We start from the raw sequence: 21638 nt of genomic DNA on the forward strand, positions 1-21638 counted from the left end.
ACTTTCGCCGCCTTGGCCATTCCGTGCCCCCGAGTCGACGACGGGCAGTGCCCCGGACCTGGTGGGAAACTGGCAGGGAAATGAAACGGCCACGTCAAAGCCGTTTTTCGGATCGCGTTTCCGGGCTGTGCCGAGGGGTTCGTGACCGCGTATCCATGCCTCCGGGGGAGCGCCGCGGAGCGATCGAATCCCAGCGGCTCCTAGTCAACGCGGCTAGGCTTGTCCGGTTAGTTTTCGTGTTTCATTGCCACCGAGGAAAACCGTGAGTCTTTTTCGTACCAAACCCGTGGAAAGTTTCCTGGCCGATGCCGCGGAACCTGGTCGACAGCTCAAGCGGTCCCTGAACACCTGGGACCTGATGATCATGGGCGTGGCAGTGGCCGTCGGCGCGGGGATCTTCTCCGTCGGCGCCCGCGCGGCCGCCGACTTCTCCGGGCCCGCAGTCACCCTCTCCTTCGTGATCGCGGCACTGACCTGTGCCATGGCGATCATGTGCTACGCCGAGTTCGCCACGGCCATCCCCGTCGCCGGGTCGGCCTACGTGTTCAGCTATGCCACCATGGGTGAATTCGTGGCCTGGGTCATCGGCTGGAACCTGATCCTCGAGTTGTTCACGGCTGCGGCAGTGATCGCCAAATACTGGGGAATCTACCTCACCGAAGTCTTCCAGCTTGTGGGAGTACACCTCTCACCCACCATTGAACTAGGCATCGTCACCATGAGCTGGGGGCCCTTCTTGATCGTGGCCTTGTTCACGATCCTCCTGGTCCTGGGCACCAAGCTCTCGGCCACCGTCTCGAACGTCTTCACCGTCATCAAGATCGCCGTCGTGCTCTTCGTGATTGTCGTCGGCTTCTTCTACGTGAAGGCCGAGAACTACGCGCCGTTTATCCCCGAGGCCGTGCCCGCCACCGGGAACGGCACCACCGAGGTGCTCAAGCAGTCGCTCTTTGCCTTCGCCACGGGTGCCGCTCCTGCGCAATATGGCCTGATGGGCGTCTTCGCCGGCGCCGCGCTCGTCTTCTTCGCCTTCGTCGGGTTCGACGTGGTCGCCACCAGCGCCGAGGAGGTCAAGGACCCCAGCAAGACCCTGCCGCGCGGGATCTTCGCGGGACTGGCGCTGACCACGCTGCTGTACATCGGCGTCTCCCTGGCGCTGACGGGCATGGTGTCCTACAAGGACCTGGCGACCGTCGACACCCCGAACCTTGCCACGGCGTTCTCGCTGGTGGGCAACGAGGGTGCCGCCTCGGTCATTGCCGTGGGCTCGCTCATCGGCCTGACCACCGTGGTCATGGTGCTGCTCATGGGCCTTTCGCGCGTGGTCCTGGCCATGAGCCGCGACGGGCTGCTGCCGCACGGGCTGTCCAAGACCAGCGCCAAGCGCTCCACCCCGGTGCGCATCCAGGTCATCTGCGGCACGCTGGTGGCCCTGGCCGCCGGATTCACCCGCGTGGACGTGCTCGAGGAAATGATCAACATCGGCACGCTCTCCGCGTTCGTCATGGTGAGCCTGGGCATCATCGTGCTGCGCCGCAAGCGCCCGGACCTGAAGCCCGCCTTCCGGGTTCCCTTCGGCCCGGTCATCCCGGTCGTTTCCGCGCTGCTGTGCACATACCTGATGCTGAACCTCGCCGTGGAAACCTGGATCTACTTCGTGTTGTGGCTGATCGTCGGCGTTGTCATCTACTTCGCCTACGGCCGCAAGCACTCGCGCCTCAACGAGAAGTTCGCCGCCCAGGTCGCCATCGTCGACGGCACCGGGAACGAATTGGTCGACAGCAAGTAGTCCACGGGCCGGCTTCCCGTAGGGACCAGCCGAGGTGACCCACCGCCCATCCCCTGTCTACGGGGAAAGGGCGGTGGGTTTTCTTGTGGGCGGGGCACGTGCCGGCGGCCCGGATCCTCAGGCGCCGCGCCCCGGCGCCACCATGTACACGTCCACCGGGTCCGCGGATTCGACGGTGAAGCCGTGGCGCAGGTAGAGCCGCTGCGCCGGGCTGCCGGCGAGCACGTTCAGGCGAAAGGCCCGTGAATCCGCCTGCCGGCCCATGACGTGCCCCAGGACCGCTCCGCCCAGACCCCGGCCCTGCCGGGACGGGTCAATGTAGAAGTGCTCGATCCATTGGCTCCCGGGGCCCGGGCGAAGGGCGATGCTGCCCGCCTCGATGCCGTCGGCCAGAATGACCCAGGTGTGTTCCGGAGCGAAGCCGTCAAGGAATCTCCGGCGCACGCGCAAGGGGTCGAAGCGGCCGAGGCGCTCGAGGTCTTCGCGCAGCACGGTGGCCCGCAGCTCGGCAATCCACGGGGCGTCTGATGCCGTGGCGGCCCGGAGGGTAAATGGCGTCAGCACGCCCACAGTCAATTACACGGTGCCGGTGGCATGCAAATCCCGCCCGCGGGGCAGGGCCCCGGTGTGCAAAAAGGCGCCGTTCCCTTCCCCTTACGGGGAGTGGAACGACGCCTTTTGACGGTTGCCGCGTGCGGGAACCGGTTGTGTCCTAGAAGGCAGGAAGAACGCTGCCGTCCTTCCACGTGGTCTTGACGTATTCGCGGACCTCGTCCGAACGCAGCAGCTCGTCGAGCTTAGCGATGGCGGCGGTCTGCTCGCCGGCACGCCAGGTCAGGAAGTTGGCGTTGGGGTTGTTCTCGGCCTCTTCCTGGAACAGGATCTCCTTGGGGTCCAGCTTGGCCTGCACGATGTAGTTGCCGTTCACCACGGCGATGCCCACGGTCGGGTCTTCCTGGTAGAACTTCGGAACCTGCTCCGAGTTGACTTCCTGGAACTTCAGCTTCTTCGGGTTCTTGGCGGCGTCGTCCTGCACGGAGAGTGCCGAATCGCCGTCGACAAGGCCGCTGAGCAGGCCGGCGGACTCCAGCACGCGCAGGCCGCGCAGCTGGTTGACCGGGTCGTTGTTCAGCACCACGAGGCTGCCCTCGGTGACGTCGGCGACTTCCTTGAACTTCGTGGAGAACGCGGTCAGCGGCTCGATGTGCACGCCGGGGCCGTGCTCGAACTTGTAGCCCTTGGTGGCCATCTGGTCCGCCAGGTAGGCCTCGGTCTGGAAGAAGTTGGCGTCCAGCGTGCCGTCGGCCAGGGCGATGTTCGGCGTCTGGTAGTCATCGATTTCGGTGATGTCCAGGTCGATGCCGTTCTTCGCGGCCAGGTTCTCGTCGATGTACTCGAGGATCTGGGCGTGCGGGATCGGGCTGGCGCCGACCTTGACGACCGTCGGGGCGGCCGGGTCGAGGGTTGCCGTCGCGCTGGGGGCGACGGCAGTACCGCCACCGCAAGCAGTCAGTGCGAACAGGGTTGCGGCGCCGGTGAGGGCAAGTGCGAGCTTCTTACGCATGGGCTGCGTTTCCTTTTCATCTGGACCCGATTGCGGTTGGCATCGGGTGGCTGTCGCAGCTAGCGGCTACTGGCTGCGCGCCGGCGGAGGGTGAACCGCCGGAAAATCACGAAGAAACACCGTGGTGTTTCGAGGGGATACTGCGGTGGAAAAGCCTGGGTGAAACGTTCCGCGGGCGATGTGGGCCCCGCGGGGTGGGTGGTGTGGCGGGCCGGTGCCCGCCACACCGGCGGTTGTGCTACACGGGGAGGTGACGCGTCGGCTGCCTAGAAGGCAGGAATGACATCGCCTTCGGGCCAGGTGGTCTTGATGAAGGAGCTGACCTCATCCGAGTGCAGCAGCTCGTCGAGCTTGGCCACCGCGGCGGTCTTTTCGCCTTCACGCCAGGCCAGGATGTTGGCGTTCGGGTTGTTTTCCGTCGGCTCCACGGCAAGGACCTCGTCCTTATTGAGCTTCGCCTGGACGATGAAGTTGCCGTTGACCACGGCCAGGCCCACGGAGGGATCCTCCTGGTAGAACTTCGGAACCTGCTCGGCGTTGACTTCCTGGAACTTCAGGTGCTTCGGGTTCTTGGCCTCGTCGGACTCCACGGTCAGTGCCGAATCGCCGTCGACGATGCCGCTGAGCAGGCCGGCTCCCTCAAGCACGCGCAGGCCGCGGACCTGGTTGGAGGGGTCGTTCATCAGCACCACGACCGCACCGTCCTCGACGGAGGCGGCGTCATCGTACTTCTTGGAAAACGCGGTCAGCGGTTCGAGCAGGATGCCGGTGCCGTGCTCCAGCTTGTAGCCCTTCGAGGCGACCTGCTCGTCGAAGAACGGAACGTGCTGGAAGAAGTTGGCGTCGATCGACCCGTCGCTCAGCGCGAGGTTCGGGGTCTGGTAGTCGTCGATCTCGGTGACATCCAGGTCGATGCCTGCCTTCGCGGCCAGGTTCTCGTCGATGTACTCGAGGATCTGCGAGTGTGGAACCGGGCTGGCGCCGACCTTGACGACGGTCGGGTTGGCCGGATCCAGCGTGGCGGAAACATCCGCGCTGGGGGCGGTGGCGGTGCCGCCGCCGCAGGCCGTCAGGGCGAACAGGGTTGCCGCGCCGGTGAGGGCGAGAGCGATTTTCTTACGCATTGGATGCGTTTCCTTTTCATGAAGTACCCGTGTGCGTGACACCGGGTGGCCAACGCAGCTAGCGGCTACTGGCTGCGCGCCGGCGGGCAAACCGCCGAAAACTTGTCTGGTGGAGGGCCATCGGCCCTCCACGGGGCTTAGCGGTGGTCGACCAAACGTGCGATCCAGTCGCCGATGATCTGCACGAGCTGCACCAGCAGCACCATGATGACGATGGTGACCACCATGATGGCCGGTTCGTAACGCTGGAAACCGTAATTGTAGGCAAGGCGCCCCAGACCGCCGCCGCCAACCAGGCCGGCCATGGCCGAGTACCCGATGAGGGTCACGATGGTGGTGGTCATGGCGGCGATGATGCCCGGGAGGGCCTCGGGGACCAGCACCTTGCGGACCACCTGCATCCGGGTTGAGCCCATGACCAGCGCCGCGTCGATCTTGCCGGCCGAAACGTCGCGCAGGGCGGTTTCCACCAGGCGGGCGAAGAAGGGAATGGTGCCGATGGTCAGCGAAACGGATGCGGCGATGGGTCCCAGCGAGGTGCCCACCAGCAGTGTCGCGAGTGGAATCAGTGACACCATGAGGATTGCGAAGGGAATTGATCGGGTGATGTTCACGATGATGCCCGAGAGCAGGACATTCAGTCCGCGGTTCGGCGTCAGGCCGCCGCGGGCGGTGTTCAGCAGCAGAATGCCGAGCGGCAGGCCGACCACCACGGTGAACAGCGCCGAGATGCCGGTCATCTGCATGGTTTCGAGGAACGCGGGCCACATGGCCTTGGTGATGCCGGGATTGGTCATCAGGTCATTGAAGAAGTCCATGGCTTACTTGGTCTCCTTGACGGTCACTGCGACGCCGTTGCCGAGCAGGTGTTTGGTGATGGCGTCGATGTCTGCTCCCTCGGGAAGCTGGATGCGGATGTGCGCGAACTGGTGTTCGCCGAGGTGCTCCACGGAGCCCGCCAACACGTTGACGTCGGTGTTGAACGTGCGGGCAATCGAGGAGATCACCGGCTCGGTGGCCTGGGTGCCCGAGTAGAGCAGGTCCAGAACGGTCCCTGCCGGAAGATCGTCGGGCAATTCGCCGGGCATCGGGAGCAATGCCTGGGAAAGGCGGCCCGCCGGGTCGGCAACGACCTTGGCGATATCCCCGTGCTCGACGATGCGCCCGGCTTCCAGAAGGGAGACCGAGTCGCAGGCCTGCTTCACGACGTTCATTTCGTGCGTGATGATCAGCACCGTGAGATTCAGGCGGTCGCGCACCGACTTGATGAGTTCAAGGATCTCGTCGGTGGTCTTGGGATCCAGGGCGCTGGTCGGCTCGTCGCAAAGCAGCACATCGGGATCCGAGCTCAGGGCGCGGGCGATGCCCACGCGCTGGCGCTGGCCGCCGGAGAGCTGGGACGGGTACGCATCGGCGAAGGGGGTCAGGCCGACGAGCTCAAGCAAGGCGGAGACTTTTTCGGCGACCTTGGCCTTGGGCGTGCCGATCAATTCCAGCGGGAACGCCACGTTCTGCGCGGTGGTGCGCGAATCCATGAGGTTGGCGTGCTGGAAGACCATGCCGATGCGACGTCGCGCGGTGCGCAAGTCGGCATCCGACACGTTCGCCAGTTCCTTGTTGTTCACTGAAACTGATCCGGAGGTGGGCCTGTCCAGCAAGGTCAGGCAACGAACGAGCGTTGACTTCCCGGCTCCGGAATGGCCGATGATGCCGTGGATTTGGCCGGCGTCGACGTGCAAGGAAACGCCATCCAGGGCGACGACTGTGCGGTCGCCCTGCTGGTAGACCTTGCGCAGGTCGGTGACTGTGATCAAAAGGGGTGTCCTTAGCAATCAAAAAGGAAAAGGGGTACTGGACATTCAATCACTATCGAATGAATGCAGCGCAATCGTGGCCATACCCTGCCATTTTTTGCAACCGATGTCCACCGCGGCGGGATTGCCTGTTGGATCCACGAGTAATTATGGGCTTTCTCGAAGAATTGGCCGATGTCCCCTTGCTGAAACCGGCAGTCGGGTTACCCGCCCGTAAGGTGAGCCGCGTCACCTTGCGCCACCCGGTGCCAAATATTGCCCCATGTTGCGCCGGTGGTGGGGTCCACGGGGCCGATTCCGGCCGAGATCCAAAAGCCGGAGGGGACCCCGATACGGGGTCCCCTCCGGGATGAAGCATCCTGCAATTGGCTAGGACTTGACCGGCCACTGGCCGTCGACGACGGCCGCGGGGTCCTTGCGGCGGAAGAATTCCTGCAGGCTGGCGGCCTGCTCGGCGGCCCACTTGACCTGCGAATCATGAAGATTCGCGGCATCAACCTGCAGGATGGGGTACTTGGCCGCCTGCGCGTCGGCAATCCCAATGGTCGCGGCGGCATCGGCCGCCGAGGTGTGGGCATTCACCAGTTGAACGCCATAGAACTCACTCATCACCGACAGGTTGCGCTTGCCGCGGCGGTACTTGTCGACCTGCTTGTCAAGGACGTACGGGTCGATGACCGGGGACGCAACGATCGGGTCCAGCAGGTGGCGCCTGGCCTCGCGATCCAGCACCGTGAAGTCGTAGGCGGCGTTGAAGGCCATGACAGGCATGGTCTGGAAGAGGTCGGCCAGGAACGCCGAGATTTCGGCGACCGCGGTTGCCGCATCCATGCCCTCGGCCTGTGCCTTCGCGGTGGTGACGCCGTGGATTTCCGCGGCCTCCTCGGGAATCGCCACTCCGGGATTCACCAGCCATTCCCGGGTCTGCAGGATTTCCGAGCGACCGTTGACCACGACGACGGAAGCGGTGACGATGCGGGCATCGAGCGGATCACGACCAGTGGTTTCCAGGTCGAATGCGGCGCGGGGGAGATTGTGCCAAGAATTCATGTCACCAACGCTACCGGGAATCGCAGACACTTTGGCCCACCGCAGCGCGCTTGTGGATGAACACCGTGCCCGAGACCCGATAATGGGTGGAGACCTGCGGGGGAACTAGAGGAGGAACCGTTGATGCAACCAAGCCAGGAACCGCAGCCGGGTTCCCTGGGCCCCGGCGACGGTGGGCCGGCCGGCGCCGGACTGGACTACGACGAAGCCGTCTTTGCAGTGGTCGCGATGATTCCCGCCGGAAAGGTCCTGGCCTACGGCGACATTGCCGAGCTGCTGGGTTCCGGCGGCCCGCGCCAGGTCGGCAAGGCCATGGGCCGCGGAGGTGCCGATGTCACATGGTGGCGGGTCATCCGCTCCAACGGGACCCTTCCGGAGGCACTCCGGCCTGTCGCCGCGGGGCATTGGGAACGCGAATCCACGCCCCACACCGCGTCGGGGGTTCGGATGAGGCAGGCCCGCTGGCAACCCTCCGAGGAGGACCACGCGCGCATCGACCGCGTGGCAGAACTGCTGCCGATTCCAAAACGTCACCCGCGAATGATCTGATGGAGTACATGGACACCCTTGCATCGACACTGGTCCCCGCGGCCGCCGCGGACCACGGATTGGTCGCAGATGCCGCCCAGCAGGAATTGCTGCAGCTGGGGCCCGGCCATGGTCCGGTGCTGGTGCTGGGCGGGCCGGGAACCGGGAAAACCACGACGCTGCTGCGCGTGCTCACCTCTCGCCTGGACACCGGGCTGGATCCGCAGCACGTGCTGGTGCTTTCGCCCACGCGCTCAGCCGCGGCCACGCTGCGCGACGACCTGTCGGCGGGCACCGAGAAGACGTTCTCCGAGCCGGCCGTGCGCACCTGGTCGGCCTATGCCTTCGACCTGATCCGCCGGGCACGGCTTGACGGGCTGCTGCCGGCCTTGCAGCGGCCTCCCCGGCTGCTGTCGGGGCCCGAACAGGACACGTTGATCGGGCACCTGCTCGAGGGCCATGCCCTGGGCATCACGCCCGCCCCGGAATGGCCCGAGTCCCTCGGCGAGGCCATCGGCACCCGGGGATTTCGCAAGGAACTGCGCGAACTCTTCGACAGGATTTCCGAGCACGGGCTGGAGGCCGGTGCCCTGCAGGACCTCGGCGAGTCGCTGGGCCGACCCGAATGGGTTGCCGCCGCGCAGTTCTACCAGGAGTACCGCGACCTCCTGGACCTGGGCAGCGCCGAGGCCTTCGACCCCGCCGGCCTGCTGGCCGCCGCCGCCGGCATCCTGGAACACAACCCCGGGTTCCTGGCCGCCGAGCACGAGCGCCTGCACCTGGTGATGGTCGATGACCTGCAGGAAGCCAACCCGGCACAGCATCGCCTGCTCTCGTTGCTGGCCCGCGGACGCGACCTGGTGGCATTCGCCGTGCCCGACAACGTGGTGCAGGGATTCCGCGGCGCACGCCCGGACATGCTGGGCGAATTCGACGCACGCCTGGGAACCGAGCGAAACCCCTCACGCATCCTGGAGCTGAAGACTTCCTACCGCCTGAACGAGGAGCTTGCGACGGCCTGGGGCAGGGTCGCCAGACGCATCCCCGTGGCAGCCGGCGGCGCCGGCAGGATCCTGGACTTCGCTGCGACCGAGGCGGCCGAGGCACACCCGGCCGCTGCCGAGGCCGGCGAAGCCGATGACCCCGATGTTCCGGCCCCCGGCAGCCTCGAGGTGCTGCTGGTCGACTCGCCCATCTACGAACAGCGCCTCGTCGCCCAGCGCCTGCTTGAGGAACACCTGATCCACCACCGGCCGCTGGATTCCATGGCCGTCATCCTGCGCAACGGATCCCAGGTCCGCTCCATGGCCAAGTACCTGGCCGGGTCGGGCATCGCGGTGAACACCCCGCCGGCGGAGACCCCCCTGCGCGAGGAACCCGCGGTGCGTCCGCTGCTGGATCTCATGGGGCTGGCCCTGGCGCCCGAGGCGCCGCAGGATCCGCTGCTGCTGCAGGAACTGCTGATGTCCCGCTACGCCAACGCCTCCGCGCTGGACGTGCGCCGGCTGCGCCAGGGACTGCGCCGCCACGAGGTCGCACGGGGCGGCAACCGCTCGAGTGCCGAACTGCTCACCGGGATGTTGGATGAGCTGGAACTGCTCGAGTCCATGGGCCGCGAGGCCGCCGGCGCCCGGCGCCTGGCCCGGATGTACCAGGCGCTGCGCACCGAGCTTGCGGGCAGCAACGTCAACGCCGAAACCGCGCTCTGGGCCCTGTGGGCGGCCAGCGGCATGGCCCAAAAGTGGACCGAGGCCGCGCTGGCCGGGGGCATCCTGGGTGCCCGCGCCGACCACGACCTCGACGCGATGCTGGCCATTTTCCAGTCCGCCGAACGCTTTGTCGACCAGCTGCCGGGTTCCTCCGTGGCCCAGTTCGTGGAGCACGTGCTGGGCCAGGAACTGCCCATGGACACCCTTGCCAGCCGCGGCGGGTCCGCCGCCTCCGTCCAGGTGCTCACCACCGCGGCGGCCGCCGGGCGCGAATGGGACCTGGTGCTGGTGCCCGGGATGCAGGAAGGCATCTGGCCCAACACCAAGCTGCGTGGCGAGCTGCTGGGCGGCGGGGCGCTGAGCGACGTGATCGAACACGGCCCGCAGATCCTCCCCGTGCGGAACATCGCCTCGCTCATCCGCGAGACCCGGGCCGACGAGCTGCGCACCTTCGCCAACGCGATCTCGCGCGCCAGGTCCAAGGTCGTCGCCATCGCCGTGGCCTCCGAGGACACCGCGCCCTCGTCGTTCCTGGACATCGTGGACCCCGACGGGGCAAACCAGGGCCGCCGGGCGATCTTTGTCCCGCGGCCCCGGACCCTGGGTGCCCTGGTGGCCGAGCTGCGCCAGGCCGCCGAGGCCACCGCACTGGACGAGGACCGCGGGCAGCTGCACCACGACGCGACCTCGGTGCTCGGCGCCCTGGTCGCTTCCCCGCACCCGGTCCGCGGGGCGCATCCGGCAAGCTGGTGGGGACTGGCCGAATCGACCTCCAGCGGGCCAGTGGTCCCGCCGGGGGACCCGGTGAAGGTTTCCCCCTCCAAGGTCGAGGCAGTGATGAACTCCCCGCTGAACTGGTTCGTCCAGGCCGCCGGGGGCGAGGCGGCGACCGACTTCGCCCGCTCGCTGGGCACCCTGGTGCACTCCATCGCCGAGGAACACCCCGAGGCCAGCGGCGGCGAATACCTGCAGGTGCTCGAGGGGCGCTGGGGCGAGCTGGAGATGCCGGAGAACTGGGAAGGCGCCCGGGACCGGGAACGGGCCGAGTCGATGCTCAAGAAGCTCGCCCAGTACAACGTCATGATGCGCACCGAAAACCGGCGCCTCATCGGCCGGGAGATCCCGTTCGAGGTCACGATTCCCGCGCCGTCCACCGCCGGCGATCCGGCGCCCGACCCCGCGGCGCTGCCCGACCCGCAGGCCCCGCGCGCCGCCTTGCTGCGCGGGGTCGTTGACCGCGTGGAGGCCGATGCGGCCGGCAACCCGTGGGTCGTCGACCTGAAGACCGGAAAGTCCCAGCCCAGCGGCAAGGACGTGGAAAGGCACCCGCAGCTCGGCGCCTACCAGGCCGCCGTGATCAACGGCGCGCTGGCCGGAAAGACCGCCGAGGAGCTCACCCGCGTGCCCGCCGGGGCGTCCCTGGTGCAGCTGGGCACGAGCACCAAGTCCCCGCGCGAACAGGCACAGCCCGCCATCACCGAGGAGGACTGGGCCACCCCCATGGTGCTGGCCGCAGCGCAATTGATGGGCGATGCGGACTTCCTCTCCCGCCACGACCCGGCCCGCGGGGGGCGCAGCGGCAGCAACTGCAGGCTGCCGGGCATCTGTCCATTGTGTTCCGAAGGAAGGCAGGTCACCGAGCCGTGAGCCGCACCGAAACAGCAATCCCGCCGGCCGCACCGCCGTCCGGCACCGACTCGCCCGCCGCAGCCGGGCGGGTCTATTCGCCCGAGGAGCTCGCGGAGATCCTGGGCCAGCACCAGCCCACGCCCGAACAGTCGGCCATCATCTCCTCCCCGCTGGAGCCCCTGCTGGTGATTGCCGGGGCCGGGTCGGGCAAGACCGCCACCATGGCCGACCGGGTCATCTGGCTGGTCGCCAACGGGAAGGTCCGCCCCGAGGAGATCCTGGGCGTGACGTTCACGCGCAAGGCCGCCGGCGAGCTGGCCCAGCGCATCCGCGGGCAGCTGGAGAAGCTGGCGCGCTCCGGGTTGCTGGAGCTCGAGGACGAGGGCCTGCTGGATCCCTCGGTGTCCACCTACCACTCGTACGCGAACACGCTGGTGAAGGAACACGGGCTGCGCATCGGGGTCGAGCCGGACACCGCGCTGCTGGGCACCGCCCAGGCCTGGCAGGTCGCCGCGGCAGTGGTCGAGGGCTACGGCGGGGACTACGAGCACCTGGCCTCCTCCAAGAACACGCTGATCGACGCCGTGGTGACCTTCGCGGGGGAATGCGCCGAGCACCTGGTCGACCCGGTGGACGCCAAGGAATGGATCGACGGGCTGGTGGGCCGGCTCGAGGCGCTGCCATACCGGACCGACAAGCCCGCGGCGCCCTCGCTGGATGCCCGCAAGCTGCTGGACAAGCTGCGCACCCGCTCCACCATCGCCGAACTGGCCGTGGGGTACGCGCGGGCCAAGGCCGCCCGCGGCGCCCTTGACTACGGGGACCTGGTGGCGCTTGCCGCGCGCATCGCCCGGGAAATCCCGGAGGCCGCGCATTCCGAACGCGCGCGTTTCAAGGTGGTGCTACTCGACGAGTTCCAGGACACTTCGCACGCGCAGATGGTGCTCTTCTCCTGCATCTTCGGCGACGGGCACGCGCTGACCGCGGTGGGGGACCCCAACCAGTCCATCTACGGATTCCGCGGCGCGTCGGCCGGCCAGCTCTTCCGCTTTCCCGTCGAATTTCCCGCCCGCACGCACGGCACCGAGGCAGACGGGGACGGCCAAGCCGGGGGCGGAGGGCTGCGCCCGGCCTCGGTGGCGTACCTGAGCACCGCCTGGCGCAACTCGATCAACGTGCTGGCCGCTGCCAATGCCGTCTCCGCGAAGCTGAACTCGGTCGCCCCCGCGGGCATTTCGGTGCCGTCGCTCAAGCCCAGCGCCTTCGCCGGAACCGGAAAGGTGGAGCTGGCCCGCTACGCCACCGGGTCCCAGGAAGCGGCGGCACTGGCCCGGCGCTTCATCGCCGAACGCAATTCCTTCGCCGCCGAGCACGGGCGCAACCCGTCCATGGCGGTGCTCTGCCGCACCCGCTCACAGCTGACCCCCATTTCCCGCGGGCTGGAGGACGCCGGCATCCCGTACGAGATCCTGGGCCTCGGCGGGCTGCTGAGCATGCCCGAGGTGACGGACATCGTCGCGACACTGAACGTGCTGGTTGACCCGAACCGCTCCGACCACCTGGTGCGGTTGCTCGCCGGCGCGCGCTGGCGCATCGGGCCGGCGGACCTGATGGCCTTCGCCGACTGGTCGCGCTTCCTGGCCCGCCGCCGCGAATTCGCGCTCAAGGACGGCGGGTCGGAGAACCTCGACGCGCCCGAGAGTGCCGAGGAAGTCACCCGCGGGGAGGCCCGGGCGGAACTGAACGACGCCGCCAGCCTGATCGAGGCCCTTGACCACCTGCCGCACCCCGACTGGGTCTCCGGGGACGGACGCGCCCTGAGCCCGGAGGCGCTGGCCCGGCTGCGGAAGCTGCGCGACGAGCTGCGCTACCTGCGTGGCTTCATCGACGATGACCTCGAGGCCCTGCTGCGCGAGACCGAGCGCGCCATGGGCCTGGACATCGAGGTGGCGGCGAAGCCCGGTGTCGGCATCCACGAGGCCAGGCGCCACCTGGACGCCTTTGCCGACATCGCCCAGGACTACGCCAGCACCTCGGCCCGCGTGGACCTGGCTGGCTTCCTGGCCTGGTTGGAGGCCGCCGCCGAAAAGGAGGGCGGGCTGGCGATCGTGCCCGGTGAATCGAACCCGGACGCGGTGCAGTTGCTGACCATCCACGCCTCCAAGGGCCTGGAATGGGACGTGGTGGCGGTGACCGGGATGAACGAGGGGATCTTCCCCAGCGCCAGCGATTCGCGCTGGACCAGCGGGGATGCGGCCCTGCCGTGGCCGCTGCGCGGGGACAGGCACGATCTGCCGCAGTGGGACACCGAGCAGGAATGCCTCTTCGACGTGGTCAAGTCCGAGGGGATGTTCAAGTCCGAGGTGCTGGCGCATGCCGAACTCGAGGAGCGGCGGCTGGCGTATGTCGCGCTGACCCGCGCCAAGTCGCTGCTGATCTGTTCGGCCACCGCCTGGACCGGCACGCGCACCAAGCTCACCGAACCCTCCAGCTTCCTGCTGGACATGCTGCCGCTGGCCGGGGAGCCAAACCCCTCGGCAACCACCACGACGTGGGTCGAGGACGAGGACGCGCCGGAGGCCAATCCGTTCCGCGAGGCGCCGCTGGAGGCCCGCTGGCCCTACGACCCGCTGGAGGGGCCCGTCGTCACCGGCGGCGGGGTGCAACGCCCCCGGCCGCCGGGACGCCGCGCCAAGCTGGAAGCCTCCGCGGCCGCCGTGCTCCGCGCCGCCGTGCACGCGGCGGAGGGCTCCGCGCGACCTGCCGGGACATTGGACGGAACCGCCGGCGGGGACCTGCTGCGCGAGGACGAGGGCCCGTGGCACACCCCGACGGGCAGGGGCTGGTTCAAGGAGGCGGAACTCCTGCTGGCCCGCAAGGCCCAGGAGGCCGCCGAGGAACGGACCACCGCGATCCCGAAGCATGTGCGCGCCTCGGTGTTCGTGGACCTGGCCACCGACGCCGCGGCCGTGATGGCCGAGCTGCGGCGCCCGGTCCCGCGGCGCCCGGGGACCGCCGCCCGCCGCGGCACGGCGTTCCATGCCTGGCTGGAGGAGTACTTCGACTCCACCGGAATGCTGGAGCTGGGGGACTACATGGAGGCCGCCGATGCCTACATCGACGACGCTCTTGACCTGGAGGACATGAAGAACGCGTTCCTGGATTCCGAATGGGCCAACCGCCAGCCGGCATTCGTGGAGGCGGCGATCGAGACCCGTATCGGCCCGGTCTCTGTCCGCGGCCGCATCGATGCGATCTTCCGGGAACCCGACGGGGCCTGGCTGCTGGTGGACTGGAAGACCGGGAGGGTGCCGCGCGGGGAGGAATTGCGCATCAAGGCCCTGCAGCTAGCCGTGTACCGGCTGGGCTGGGCACGTCTGCGCGGCATCGACGTATCCGAGGTGCGTGCGGCGTTCTACTACGTCGGGTCCGGCACCACCATCCGGCCGCACGACCTGGCCGACGAGGCGGAGCTCGAAAGCCTCATCGGCAATTCGATGGGTGCCCTGAACGGCTGAATTCCGGCCCGGAGCCGGACACGCAGTGGGCGGGGACGATCGGAGAATTTCCGATCGTCCCCGCCCATTGGCGTGCCGGTCTAGAGACCCGGAACGCTGACCACGTCGGACTTGGCCGGAGCCTCGTACGGCTTGACGGCGTTCCATTCAGTGAAGGTCATGGTTCCGGTTCCGGTTGATTCAATCTTCAACAGGTGGGGTTCGCCCTCGGCGGCAATCCAAAAAACTTCCTCGCCACCGGTGTACTTGAAGGCCTTGGTGCCGTTGAGGTCGGCGAGGTCCTTCTTGGTGATCTTCGCGGCTTCCTTCGTTCCGAGTTCTCCAGTGCCCATCGATTCAAGCAGGGAACCGATCTTTAAATTGCCGAACAGGCTGGCGTTCTTCGTGGAAATCCACTTGCCCGGTGCGACTGAGTCGAGCATCTTCGCGGCCTCGGCCCCTGCCTGTTCGGTCAAGAATTCCTTGTTGGGCTTCATGTACGCGACATTGTCGACTGTCAGCATTTCAATGGTGGAGTCGCCCCGGCTCATCATTGACTTGGAATTGGTGCCGTCGACGGTGCCTGAAAGCTCGAATTTGCCTTTTTGAGAATCAACGGTGAGGTCACCGACGATCGTTGCAGAGGTGGCCTTCTCAATAGCAGCGGAAGTCTTGGGGAAGATCTCCTTGGCCTCCGGCACCACGATTTCCGCCTGCACCGGGGCGGCTTCGGCTCCGGCAGACGACGCACCGGAAGGCTGTTCCGCGGCGGCCGAACATCCGGTCAGGGCGAGCAGGACCCCGGCCGTCGCCGACAGCAGCATGGCGCCGTTCTTAAAAGTTTTCATCAGGTTGTCCCCGCTTTGCATTGGAATGTGGAAATCGCTCGTCGACGTCAAGGAACGTTGAAGCGCAGTCCACACTCTACCAAATGGATTTAATGTGAAGCGGAAGCCGATCCGTGTCGCAGGAGTTCGCCAAAACGAGCTCCGGCATGCTACTTGGTGTCGGCAGACTGGATGGGGATCGCGGTGGTGTCTGTTCCGGCGGCGTCCTTGGCGGGCGTCTCGGGACTCTTCCCACCGGTCGTGGCGGTGTCCTTCTTGTCCGCATCGGACACCGAAGGGGCCGGGGTTTCCTCCGGGGCGTCGGAGTCCTTCCCCGCCCTCGAATCGTTCTCGGCCTGAGGTTCCTTTTCGGCGGCCTCGGCCTTGCCGACCTCGGCAACCGCCTCGGCCGGCGAGGCGACGGGCGTGGCCTGCCGGTCCGTCGACACCGGCGTGGTGCCGGTTGCCGATGGTGCGGTGGCCATGGGTGCATCGACGGGTTTCGCCGGGGAGGACGCGGGAACGGGTGGGGCCGCGGGAGGGATCGGCGCAACGCTGACGGGGGAGGGCACGATCTTGAGTGCCGAGGTTTCAGGTTCGGCCGGTCCCGAAGCATCCCGCGCCTCGGTCTCATCGTTTTCATCGGGGGAAATGCCCGAAACGGTGACGCGTTCGGCGGCCGGCACCGGAACCGGCTGTTTGCCGGCGTCCTCGGGGCGTGCCGCACGCGGGGGCTCGACGACGGAAATCGGCTGTCCGCCGTACTCGGCAATGTCCGAGTCAAGTTCCTCGAGCATCACCTTGGCCTCGGCAATGCGTTCGGCATCGCCGCCGGCGATGGCCTTCACTAGCCACTGGGCCAGGGCGAACTCGGCGGCCAGCGCGGCACGGCGCATGATGTGCGGATCGGCGCGGTCGCCGCGCACGGCAACGTAGCTTTCGAAGGCGGCCTCGGCGAAGGACTGCTCATGGACGGCCGCGAGCCAGGCAAAGTCATCGGCAGGGTCCCCGACCTGCAGGTCGGTCCATCCGGTGACGGCGACGACCTTGGCATCCTGGACCAAAAGCTGGTCCTCGTGCAGGTCCCCGTGAATGACGGTGGCGTTGAAGCGCCAGAGCGCAACGTCCTCAAGCGCGTGTTCCCACCGGCGCAGCAGCCGCGAGGGGATCATTCCAGTGGTCGCCGCGGCGTCAAGCTCGTTCAGCCGGCGCTGGCGCACCTGCTCGGCGGAGTAAGAGGGCAGGTCCGCACGGTCGATCGCGGAGGAGGGCATTGAGTGGATCGCGGCCATGACGGAACCCAGGTCGCGGGCGCAGCGCGAGCCCTGCGCCACCAGGTCCTCCAGCGAGTACTGCTTGCCGGGGACGTGGTTGTAGACGAAGGTCCGCAGCGGACCTTGCCGCACCGTTCCGGCGACGGAGGGCAGCTGGAAGGGCAGCGAGGCGCGGATGCCGGCGGAGAAGGCGCGCAGGGCGGCAAGCTCCGTTTCGAGGCGCACACTGGCTTCCTCATGGCGCGGGGAGCGCACGCGCCAACGGTTCTTGGCGGCGTCGACAATGAGCACCGAGTCGAAATCATTGCCGTCGTCCGGCAACGAGGCCACGCCCGTGGGCGCCAAGCCGGGGACCGCAGCGGTGGCGATGGCAGCGAGTTCCATGGGAGAGCGTTTCACATCCTCCACCGTAGACCGCATGCCGTGCCCGAGTCCTGCCGTGCGGCGGCGAGTCGCATGATTTGCGACCAATCACGGCCCGCTTCCGCCTCCCGGGGGAGTCAGGCGACGATGCGGCGCGGCACACTCCGGTGCGCCGATGGCCACAACCGGGGTCCTGAAGTAGGCGTTGGGCCGCAACGGTCAGTACGGTTGATGCTATGAGCGATACCGTGCAGAACCCAGTGACCAGCTTCCCGGCGCTAGGAGCCCTGCCCCTGGCCCGCGCCACCACCGATCGCGGCTGCGAACGGCGCACCGACGACGGCTGGCTCGAGGCTCTGCGTGCGGATCCGGCGACGCGCCACCTGGTGCTGGTGGGCGGGCGTGCCCGGGTGCTTGACGGCGAATTGGTGCTCATCGAGCAGGACCTGGTCCCTGCCGGCGGCACGGAGATCTACCTGGGTTTTGACGGCACCTCCGAGATCGTGCTGCATTCCTTCCACGAGGCGCCGCCTGCGGCAAACGGCCAGGAGGTTCCCGGCTCCACGGATCCCGAGCAATGGCTGGGACTGCGCGATGTCGCCGCCGGGCTTGGCGCCCGCGACGCCGGACTCTTCGTCGAGGCCGTCGCCATCGCCAACTGGAACCACTCGGTGAACTTCTGCCCGCGCTGCGGAGGGGAGCTGACCCTGCGCGCCTCGGGCTGGGTCAAGCACTGCGCCGCGGAGGATCTGGAACACTTTCCGCGCACCGACCCCGCGGTCATCGTCGCCATTACCGACGAGGACGACCGGCTGCTGCTGGGCGCCAACAAGGCCTGGGGCGGCACGCGCTTCTCGACCCTTGCAGGCTTCGTGGAGCCGGGCGAATCCCTGGAGTCCGCCGTCATCCGCGAGGTTGCCGAGGAATCGGGGGTCGTCGTCAGGGACCCGCGCTACATGGGGTCCCAGCCCTGGCCGTTCCCGCGCTCGCTGATGCTTGGTTTCACCGCCACGGCCGTGGGCACCGAATTGCTGCCCGACGGGGAGGAGATCATCGACCTGCGCTGGTTTACCCGCGACGAGCTGGCCGAGGCCGTCCGCTCCGGATCCATCGGCGTGCCCACCGGGACCTCGATCGCCAGTGCGCTGATCGAGCACTGGTTCGGCGGCGTGCTGCCCGAACCCGAACGACTGGAAAACTAGCCCATGAGCGAAACCACCGACCTGGGAGCCCTGGAGGAACGCATCCTCGGCGGGCTGGACGAGGAACAGCGCCAGGTTGCCACCACGCTGCGCGGCCCGCTGTGCGTGCTGGCCGGCGCCGGCACCGGCAAGACCCGCGCCATCACGCACCGCATCGCCTACGGCGTGCACACCGGGGTGTACAAGCCCAGCTCGCTGCTGGCGGTGACGTTCACCGCCCGCGCGGCGGCCGAGATGCGCTCGCGGCTGCGCGAGCTGGGCGCCGGGGCCGTGCAGACGCGCACCTTCCACGCCGCGGCGCTGCGCCAGCTGCAGTATTTCTGGCCGCAGGCCATCGGCGGGCAGCTGCCGTCCATTGTCGACTACAAGGCGCCGCTGATCACCGAGGCCGCGCGCCGGCTGCGCACCACCGCCGACCGCGCCACGGTGCGCGACCTGGCCAGTGAGATCGAGTGGGCCAAGGTCTCGATGCTTACCCCCGAGTCCTACGTGGCGGCCGCCGCGGACCGCGGGCAGCCCGGCGGGCTTGACCCCATCACCGTCTCGCGGATCTTCCAGTCCTACGAGGACGTGAAGACCGACCGACAGCTCATCGACTTCGAGGACGTGCTGCTGCTCACCGTCGCGATCCTGGAGGACGACGAACGGGTCGCCGCCTCGGTGCGCGGGCAGTACCGCCACTTCGTGGTTGACGAGTACCAGGACGTTTCCCCGCTGCAGCAGCGCCTGCTGGACCTGTGGCTTGGCGGGCGCGACGAGCTGTGCGTGGTGGGCGACGCCTCGCAGACCATCTACTCCTTCACCGGCGCCACCCCGCGCCACCTTTTGGACTTCACCGCCACCTACGAGCACGCCCCGGTGGTGAAGCTGGTGCGCGACTACCGCTCCACCCCGCAGGTGGTGCACCTGGCCAACCGGGTGCTTGCCGCCCGCCGCCCCGAGGCCGGGGTCCCTGACCGCGACATCAACTGGCCCACCCCGCTGGAGCTCATCGCCCAGCGCGAGAACGGGCCCGAGCCGACCTTCTTCGAGGCCAAGGACGACGAGGCCGAGGCCGCGGAGATCGCCCAGCGGATCAAGAAGCTCATGGCCGCCGGCACCCCGGCCGCGGAGATCGCGATCCTGTTCCGCACCAACGGACAGTCCGCCGCCTACGAGCAGGCGCTGGCCGCCGCGGGGATCGGCTACCTGCTGCGCGGCGGGGAACGCTTCTTCGCCCGGCGCGAGGTGCGCGACGCGATGCTGCAATTGCGTTCCGCCGCCCGGCACACCACCACCGAGGCCGACGGGGAAACCGTCCCGCAGCTGACCCGCGACATCCTGGTGTCGCTGGGCTACAGCGCCACCGCACCGGCGGCCTCCGGGGCGGTACGCGAAAAGTGGGAGTCGCTCTCCGCGCTGGTCGCGCTCGCCGACGAGATGGCCGCTTCCCGCGCGGGGGCCGAGACCCCGTTCACGCTGCACACCTTCGTGGCGGAACTGGAGGAACGCGCCGCCAGCCAGCACGCGCCCACCCTGCAGGGGGTCACGCTGGCCTCGCTGCACGCGGCCAAGGGCCTGGAATGGGACGCGGTGTTCCTGGTCGGCCTCTCCGAGGGGCTGATGCCGATCTCCTTCGCCGACGACCAGGCCGGGTACGACGAGGAACGCCGGCTGCTGTACGTGGGAATCACCCGCGCCCGCATGCACCTGGGCCTGTCCTGGTCGCTGGCGCGCACCCCCGGGGGACGCGCCAACCGGCGGCCCTCGCGCTTCCTGGACGGGCTGCGTCCCGCGGGCACCTCCCGCGTGGCCTCCGCGCCCAAGGCGGCCCGGCGCCGGACCCCCGCGGGCCCGCCGATGTGCCGGGTCTGCGGCACGCTGCTGACCAGCGCCACCGAACGCAAGCTGGGCCGCTGCGGCAATTGCCCGGCGGGCTACGACGAGGCGGTGTTCGAGTCCCTGCGCGCCTGGCGCCTGCAGGTGGCCCAGGCCAACTCGCTGCCTGCCTTCGTGATCTTCACCGACGCCACGCTGATGGCCATCGCCGAGACCAATCCCGACGGGCTCGCCGCGCTGGGGCAGGTCTCCGGGGTGGGCAAGGGCAAGCTCGAGCGCTACGGCGAGGCCGTGTTGGCGGTCCTGGCCGGTCGGGACGGCTAGCCGGCCCAGGCGCCTCAGGCTGCCAGCGGGTCCAGGCAGCCGCAGCGCGCCCTGGGCCGGGCGGGCACCGAGGTGACCGACCCGGTGGGCAGGTCGCACACGACCATGGATTCGGCCGCGGCAGGGACATTGATGCGGTCAAGGGCCATCAGCACCGCCATCGCGGCCAGGCCCGCCGCGACTGCGGCCAGCGAGGCCTCCGGGCGCAGCGCCGGGGCCTGCCCGGCGGTCTCGTTGGCGGCGAGCATCCGCAGCGTCGGGTCGCATTGCTCCCAGGCGCATGGGGCACACATGGTGAGCCCGTCGATGACCATCGGGCCCAGGTGCATCCCCGAATCGGTGAACAAAACCGGAAGCATCGCCGCATCGGCGGACAGGGAATCCAGCGGCGGCAGCATGCCGCCGGCGATCACCACCGCCATGTCCAGGGCCGGGGCGTCGGGGCTGCGTCCGGCGGCGTCGGCCACCACGAGGTGTGGGTGGATCGATTGCAGTGCGCGGGCGGTGACGCGGGCACGCGGGGCACCCACCCCGGTGATTCCGGTGGTCCCGGCGCCGAGGTCCCCGGCATCCATCGGGGCGCCGTCGCAGAGCATCAGCGACCCCACGCCCGCGCCGGCCAGGACGTGGGCCAGCAGCTGGCCCATTCGCCCGCAACCGTAGAGTGCCACCTTCGCCTCGGCACGGCGCTGCAGCACCGGCACCGCGTCCATCTGGTAGGCGGCTCCCCACTGCAGGGCATCGGGCACCAATCGCGCGCCCAACCCGTTGACGGCGCCCGGCCAGTTCCCCGGGGCCGAGGCCCGTGGGGGAGGCGGCTGCGCGGGGGACTCGAGCAGCACCGGGCCCAGCATCTGCAGGATCTCCCCGCGCCGCGGCTCGGCGGGAGGCTCCGGGGCGGGGCCGACAGGGCGCGGGCCACGCTCGCACAGGGAGAGCACGAAGCGCTTTTCGGCCTCGGTGAGCCCGGTTATCCACCGCGCGCGCTGCCCGGTTCCAATCTGGATGGCGCCCTCCACTAGGCTAAGTACCTGCAAGCCCGGGTTGATCCTCATGATGTTGCTCCTTTGGGGGAACGGCGGCACCGGTGCGATTTCCCATCGCCGGCGCCCTGCATGAACCCATC

Annotated in this window: 15 protein-coding genes; 6 read left to right on the plus strand and 9 right to left on the minus strand. The window is 68.3% G+C overall.

Translation table 11 applies throughout. The features are described from left to right. The first annotated feature begins 262 nt into the window (after positions 1-262). Complete coding sequence (locus KRR55_RS10715; protein ID WP_217389081.1) at positions 263-1789, plus strand: APC family permease; 1527 nt, start codon at positions 263-265, stop codon at positions 1787-1789. Between the two features lie 117 nt (positions 1790-1906). On the opposite strand, the gene KRR55_RS10720 is transcribed toward KRR55_RS10715, so the two are convergent. From KRR55_RS10720 to KRR55_RS10745, 6 genes are all read right to left on the minus strand, one after another. Next, on the minus strand, positions 1907-2353 hold the full coding sequence (locus tag KRR55_RS10720) for a GNAT family N-acetyltransferase (protein WP_336245097.1): 447 nt from the start codon (positions 2351-2353) through the stop codon (positions 1907-1909). A 148-nt stretch (positions 2354-2501) separates the two neighbouring features. Beyond that, positions 2502-3353: a MetQ/NlpA family ABC transporter substrate-binding protein gene (locus tag KRR55_RS10725; RefSeq protein WP_217389082.1), complete on the minus strand. Its 852-nt coding sequence runs from the start codon at positions 3351-3353 to the stop codon at positions 2502-2504. A gap of 266 nt (positions 3354-3619) precedes the next feature. Beyond that, positions 3620-4477: a MetQ/NlpA family ABC transporter substrate-binding protein gene (locus tag KRR55_RS10730; RefSeq protein ID WP_217389083.1), complete on the minus strand. Its 858-nt coding sequence runs from the start codon at positions 4475-4477 to the stop codon at positions 3620-3622. A gap of 137 nt (positions 4478-4614) precedes the next feature. Next, positions 4615-5295, minus strand: a complete 681-nt coding sequence (locus KRR55_RS10735) for a methionine ABC transporter permease (RefSeq protein WP_217389084.1) — start codon at positions 5293-5295, stop codon at positions 4615-4617. A gap of 3 nt (positions 5296-5298) precedes the next feature. Beyond that, positions 5299-6291 (minus strand): methionine ABC transporter ATP-binding protein, encoded by a 993-nt coding sequence (locus tag KRR55_RS10740; protein WP_217389085.1) that lies wholly within the window; start codon positions 6289-6291, stop codon positions 5299-5301. Between the two features lie 369 nt (positions 6292-6660). After that, positions 6661-7341 carry a 3'-5' exonuclease gene (locus KRR55_RS10745; RefSeq protein ID WP_217389086.1) on the minus strand — a complete coding sequence of 227 codons (681 nt, stop codon included), beginning with the start codon at positions 7339-7341 and terminating at the stop codon, positions 6661-6663. A 123-nt stretch (positions 7342-7464) separates the two neighbouring features. On the opposite strand from KRR55_RS10745, the gene KRR55_RS10750 reads away from it, so the two are divergent. The 3 genes from KRR55_RS10750 to KRR55_RS10760 are packed head-to-tail and all read left to right on the plus strand — an operon-like array spanning position 7465 to position 14725. Further along, complete coding sequence (locus KRR55_RS10750; RefSeq protein WP_217389087.1) at positions 7465-7890, plus strand: MGMT family protein; 426 nt, start codon at positions 7465-7467, stop codon at positions 7888-7890. Between the two features lie 8 nt (positions 7891-7898). Further along, entirely contained in the window at positions 7899-11225 is a 3327-nt protein-coding gene (locus tag KRR55_RS10755) for an ATP-dependent helicase (protein WP_254456090.1), read from the plus strand. Further along, the gene (locus KRR55_RS10760) at positions 11222-14725 is read left to right on the plus strand and encodes an ATP-dependent helicase (protein WP_336245098.1); all 3504 of its coding nucleotides are present in this window, start codon (positions 11222-11224) and stop codon (positions 14723-14725) included. Before KRR55_RS10755 ends, KRR55_RS10760 begins: the two co-directional genes overlap by 4 nt. An 80-nt stretch (positions 14726-14805) precedes the next feature. Here KRR55_RS10760 and KRR55_RS10765 read toward each other — a convergent pair whose 3' ends face one another. Both KRR55_RS10765 and KRR55_RS10770 read right to left on the minus strand, forming a co-directional pair. Beyond that, positions 14806-15552, minus strand: a complete 747-nt coding sequence (locus tag KRR55_RS10765; protein ID WP_217389089.1) for a hypothetical protein — start codon at positions 15550-15552, stop codon at positions 14806-14808. A gap of 149 nt (positions 15553-15701) precedes the next feature. Then, complete coding sequence (locus KRR55_RS10770; RefSeq protein WP_336245099.1) at positions 15702-17204, minus strand: phosphotransferase; 1503 nt, start codon at positions 17202-17204, stop codon at positions 15702-15704. 200 nt (positions 17205-17404) lie between these two features. On the opposite strand from KRR55_RS10770, the gene nudC reads away from it, so the two are divergent. After that, positions 17405-18370 (plus strand): NAD(+) diphosphatase, encoded by a 966-nt coding sequence (nudC, locus tag KRR55_RS10775; RefSeq protein ID WP_217389090.1) that lies wholly within the window; start codon positions 17405-17407, stop codon positions 18368-18370. A gap of 3 nt (positions 18371-18373) precedes the next feature. Further along, positions 18374-20512 carry an ATP-dependent DNA helicase UvrD2 gene (locus KRR55_RS10780; RefSeq protein ID WP_217389091.1) on the plus strand — a complete coding sequence of 713 codons (2139 nt, stop codon included), beginning with the start codon at positions 18374-18376 and terminating at the stop codon, positions 20510-20512. Positions 20513-20526: 14 nt separating this feature from the next. Here the strand turns inward: KRR55_RS10780 and KRR55_RS10785 are convergent, their stop codons facing one another. Beyond that, positions 20527-21567 (minus strand): ThiF family adenylyltransferase, encoded by a 1041-nt coding sequence (locus tag KRR55_RS10785; RefSeq protein ID WP_217389092.1) that lies wholly within the window; start codon positions 21565-21567, stop codon positions 20527-20529. Between the last annotated feature and the right edge of the window lie 71 nt (positions 21568-21638).

It is taken from the genome of Paeniglutamicibacter quisquiliarum (genome assembly GCF_019084045.1).
Taxonomy (GTDB): Bacteria; Actinomycetota; Actinomycetes; order Actinomycetales; family Micrococcaceae; genus Paeniglutamicibacter; species Paeniglutamicibacter quisquiliarum.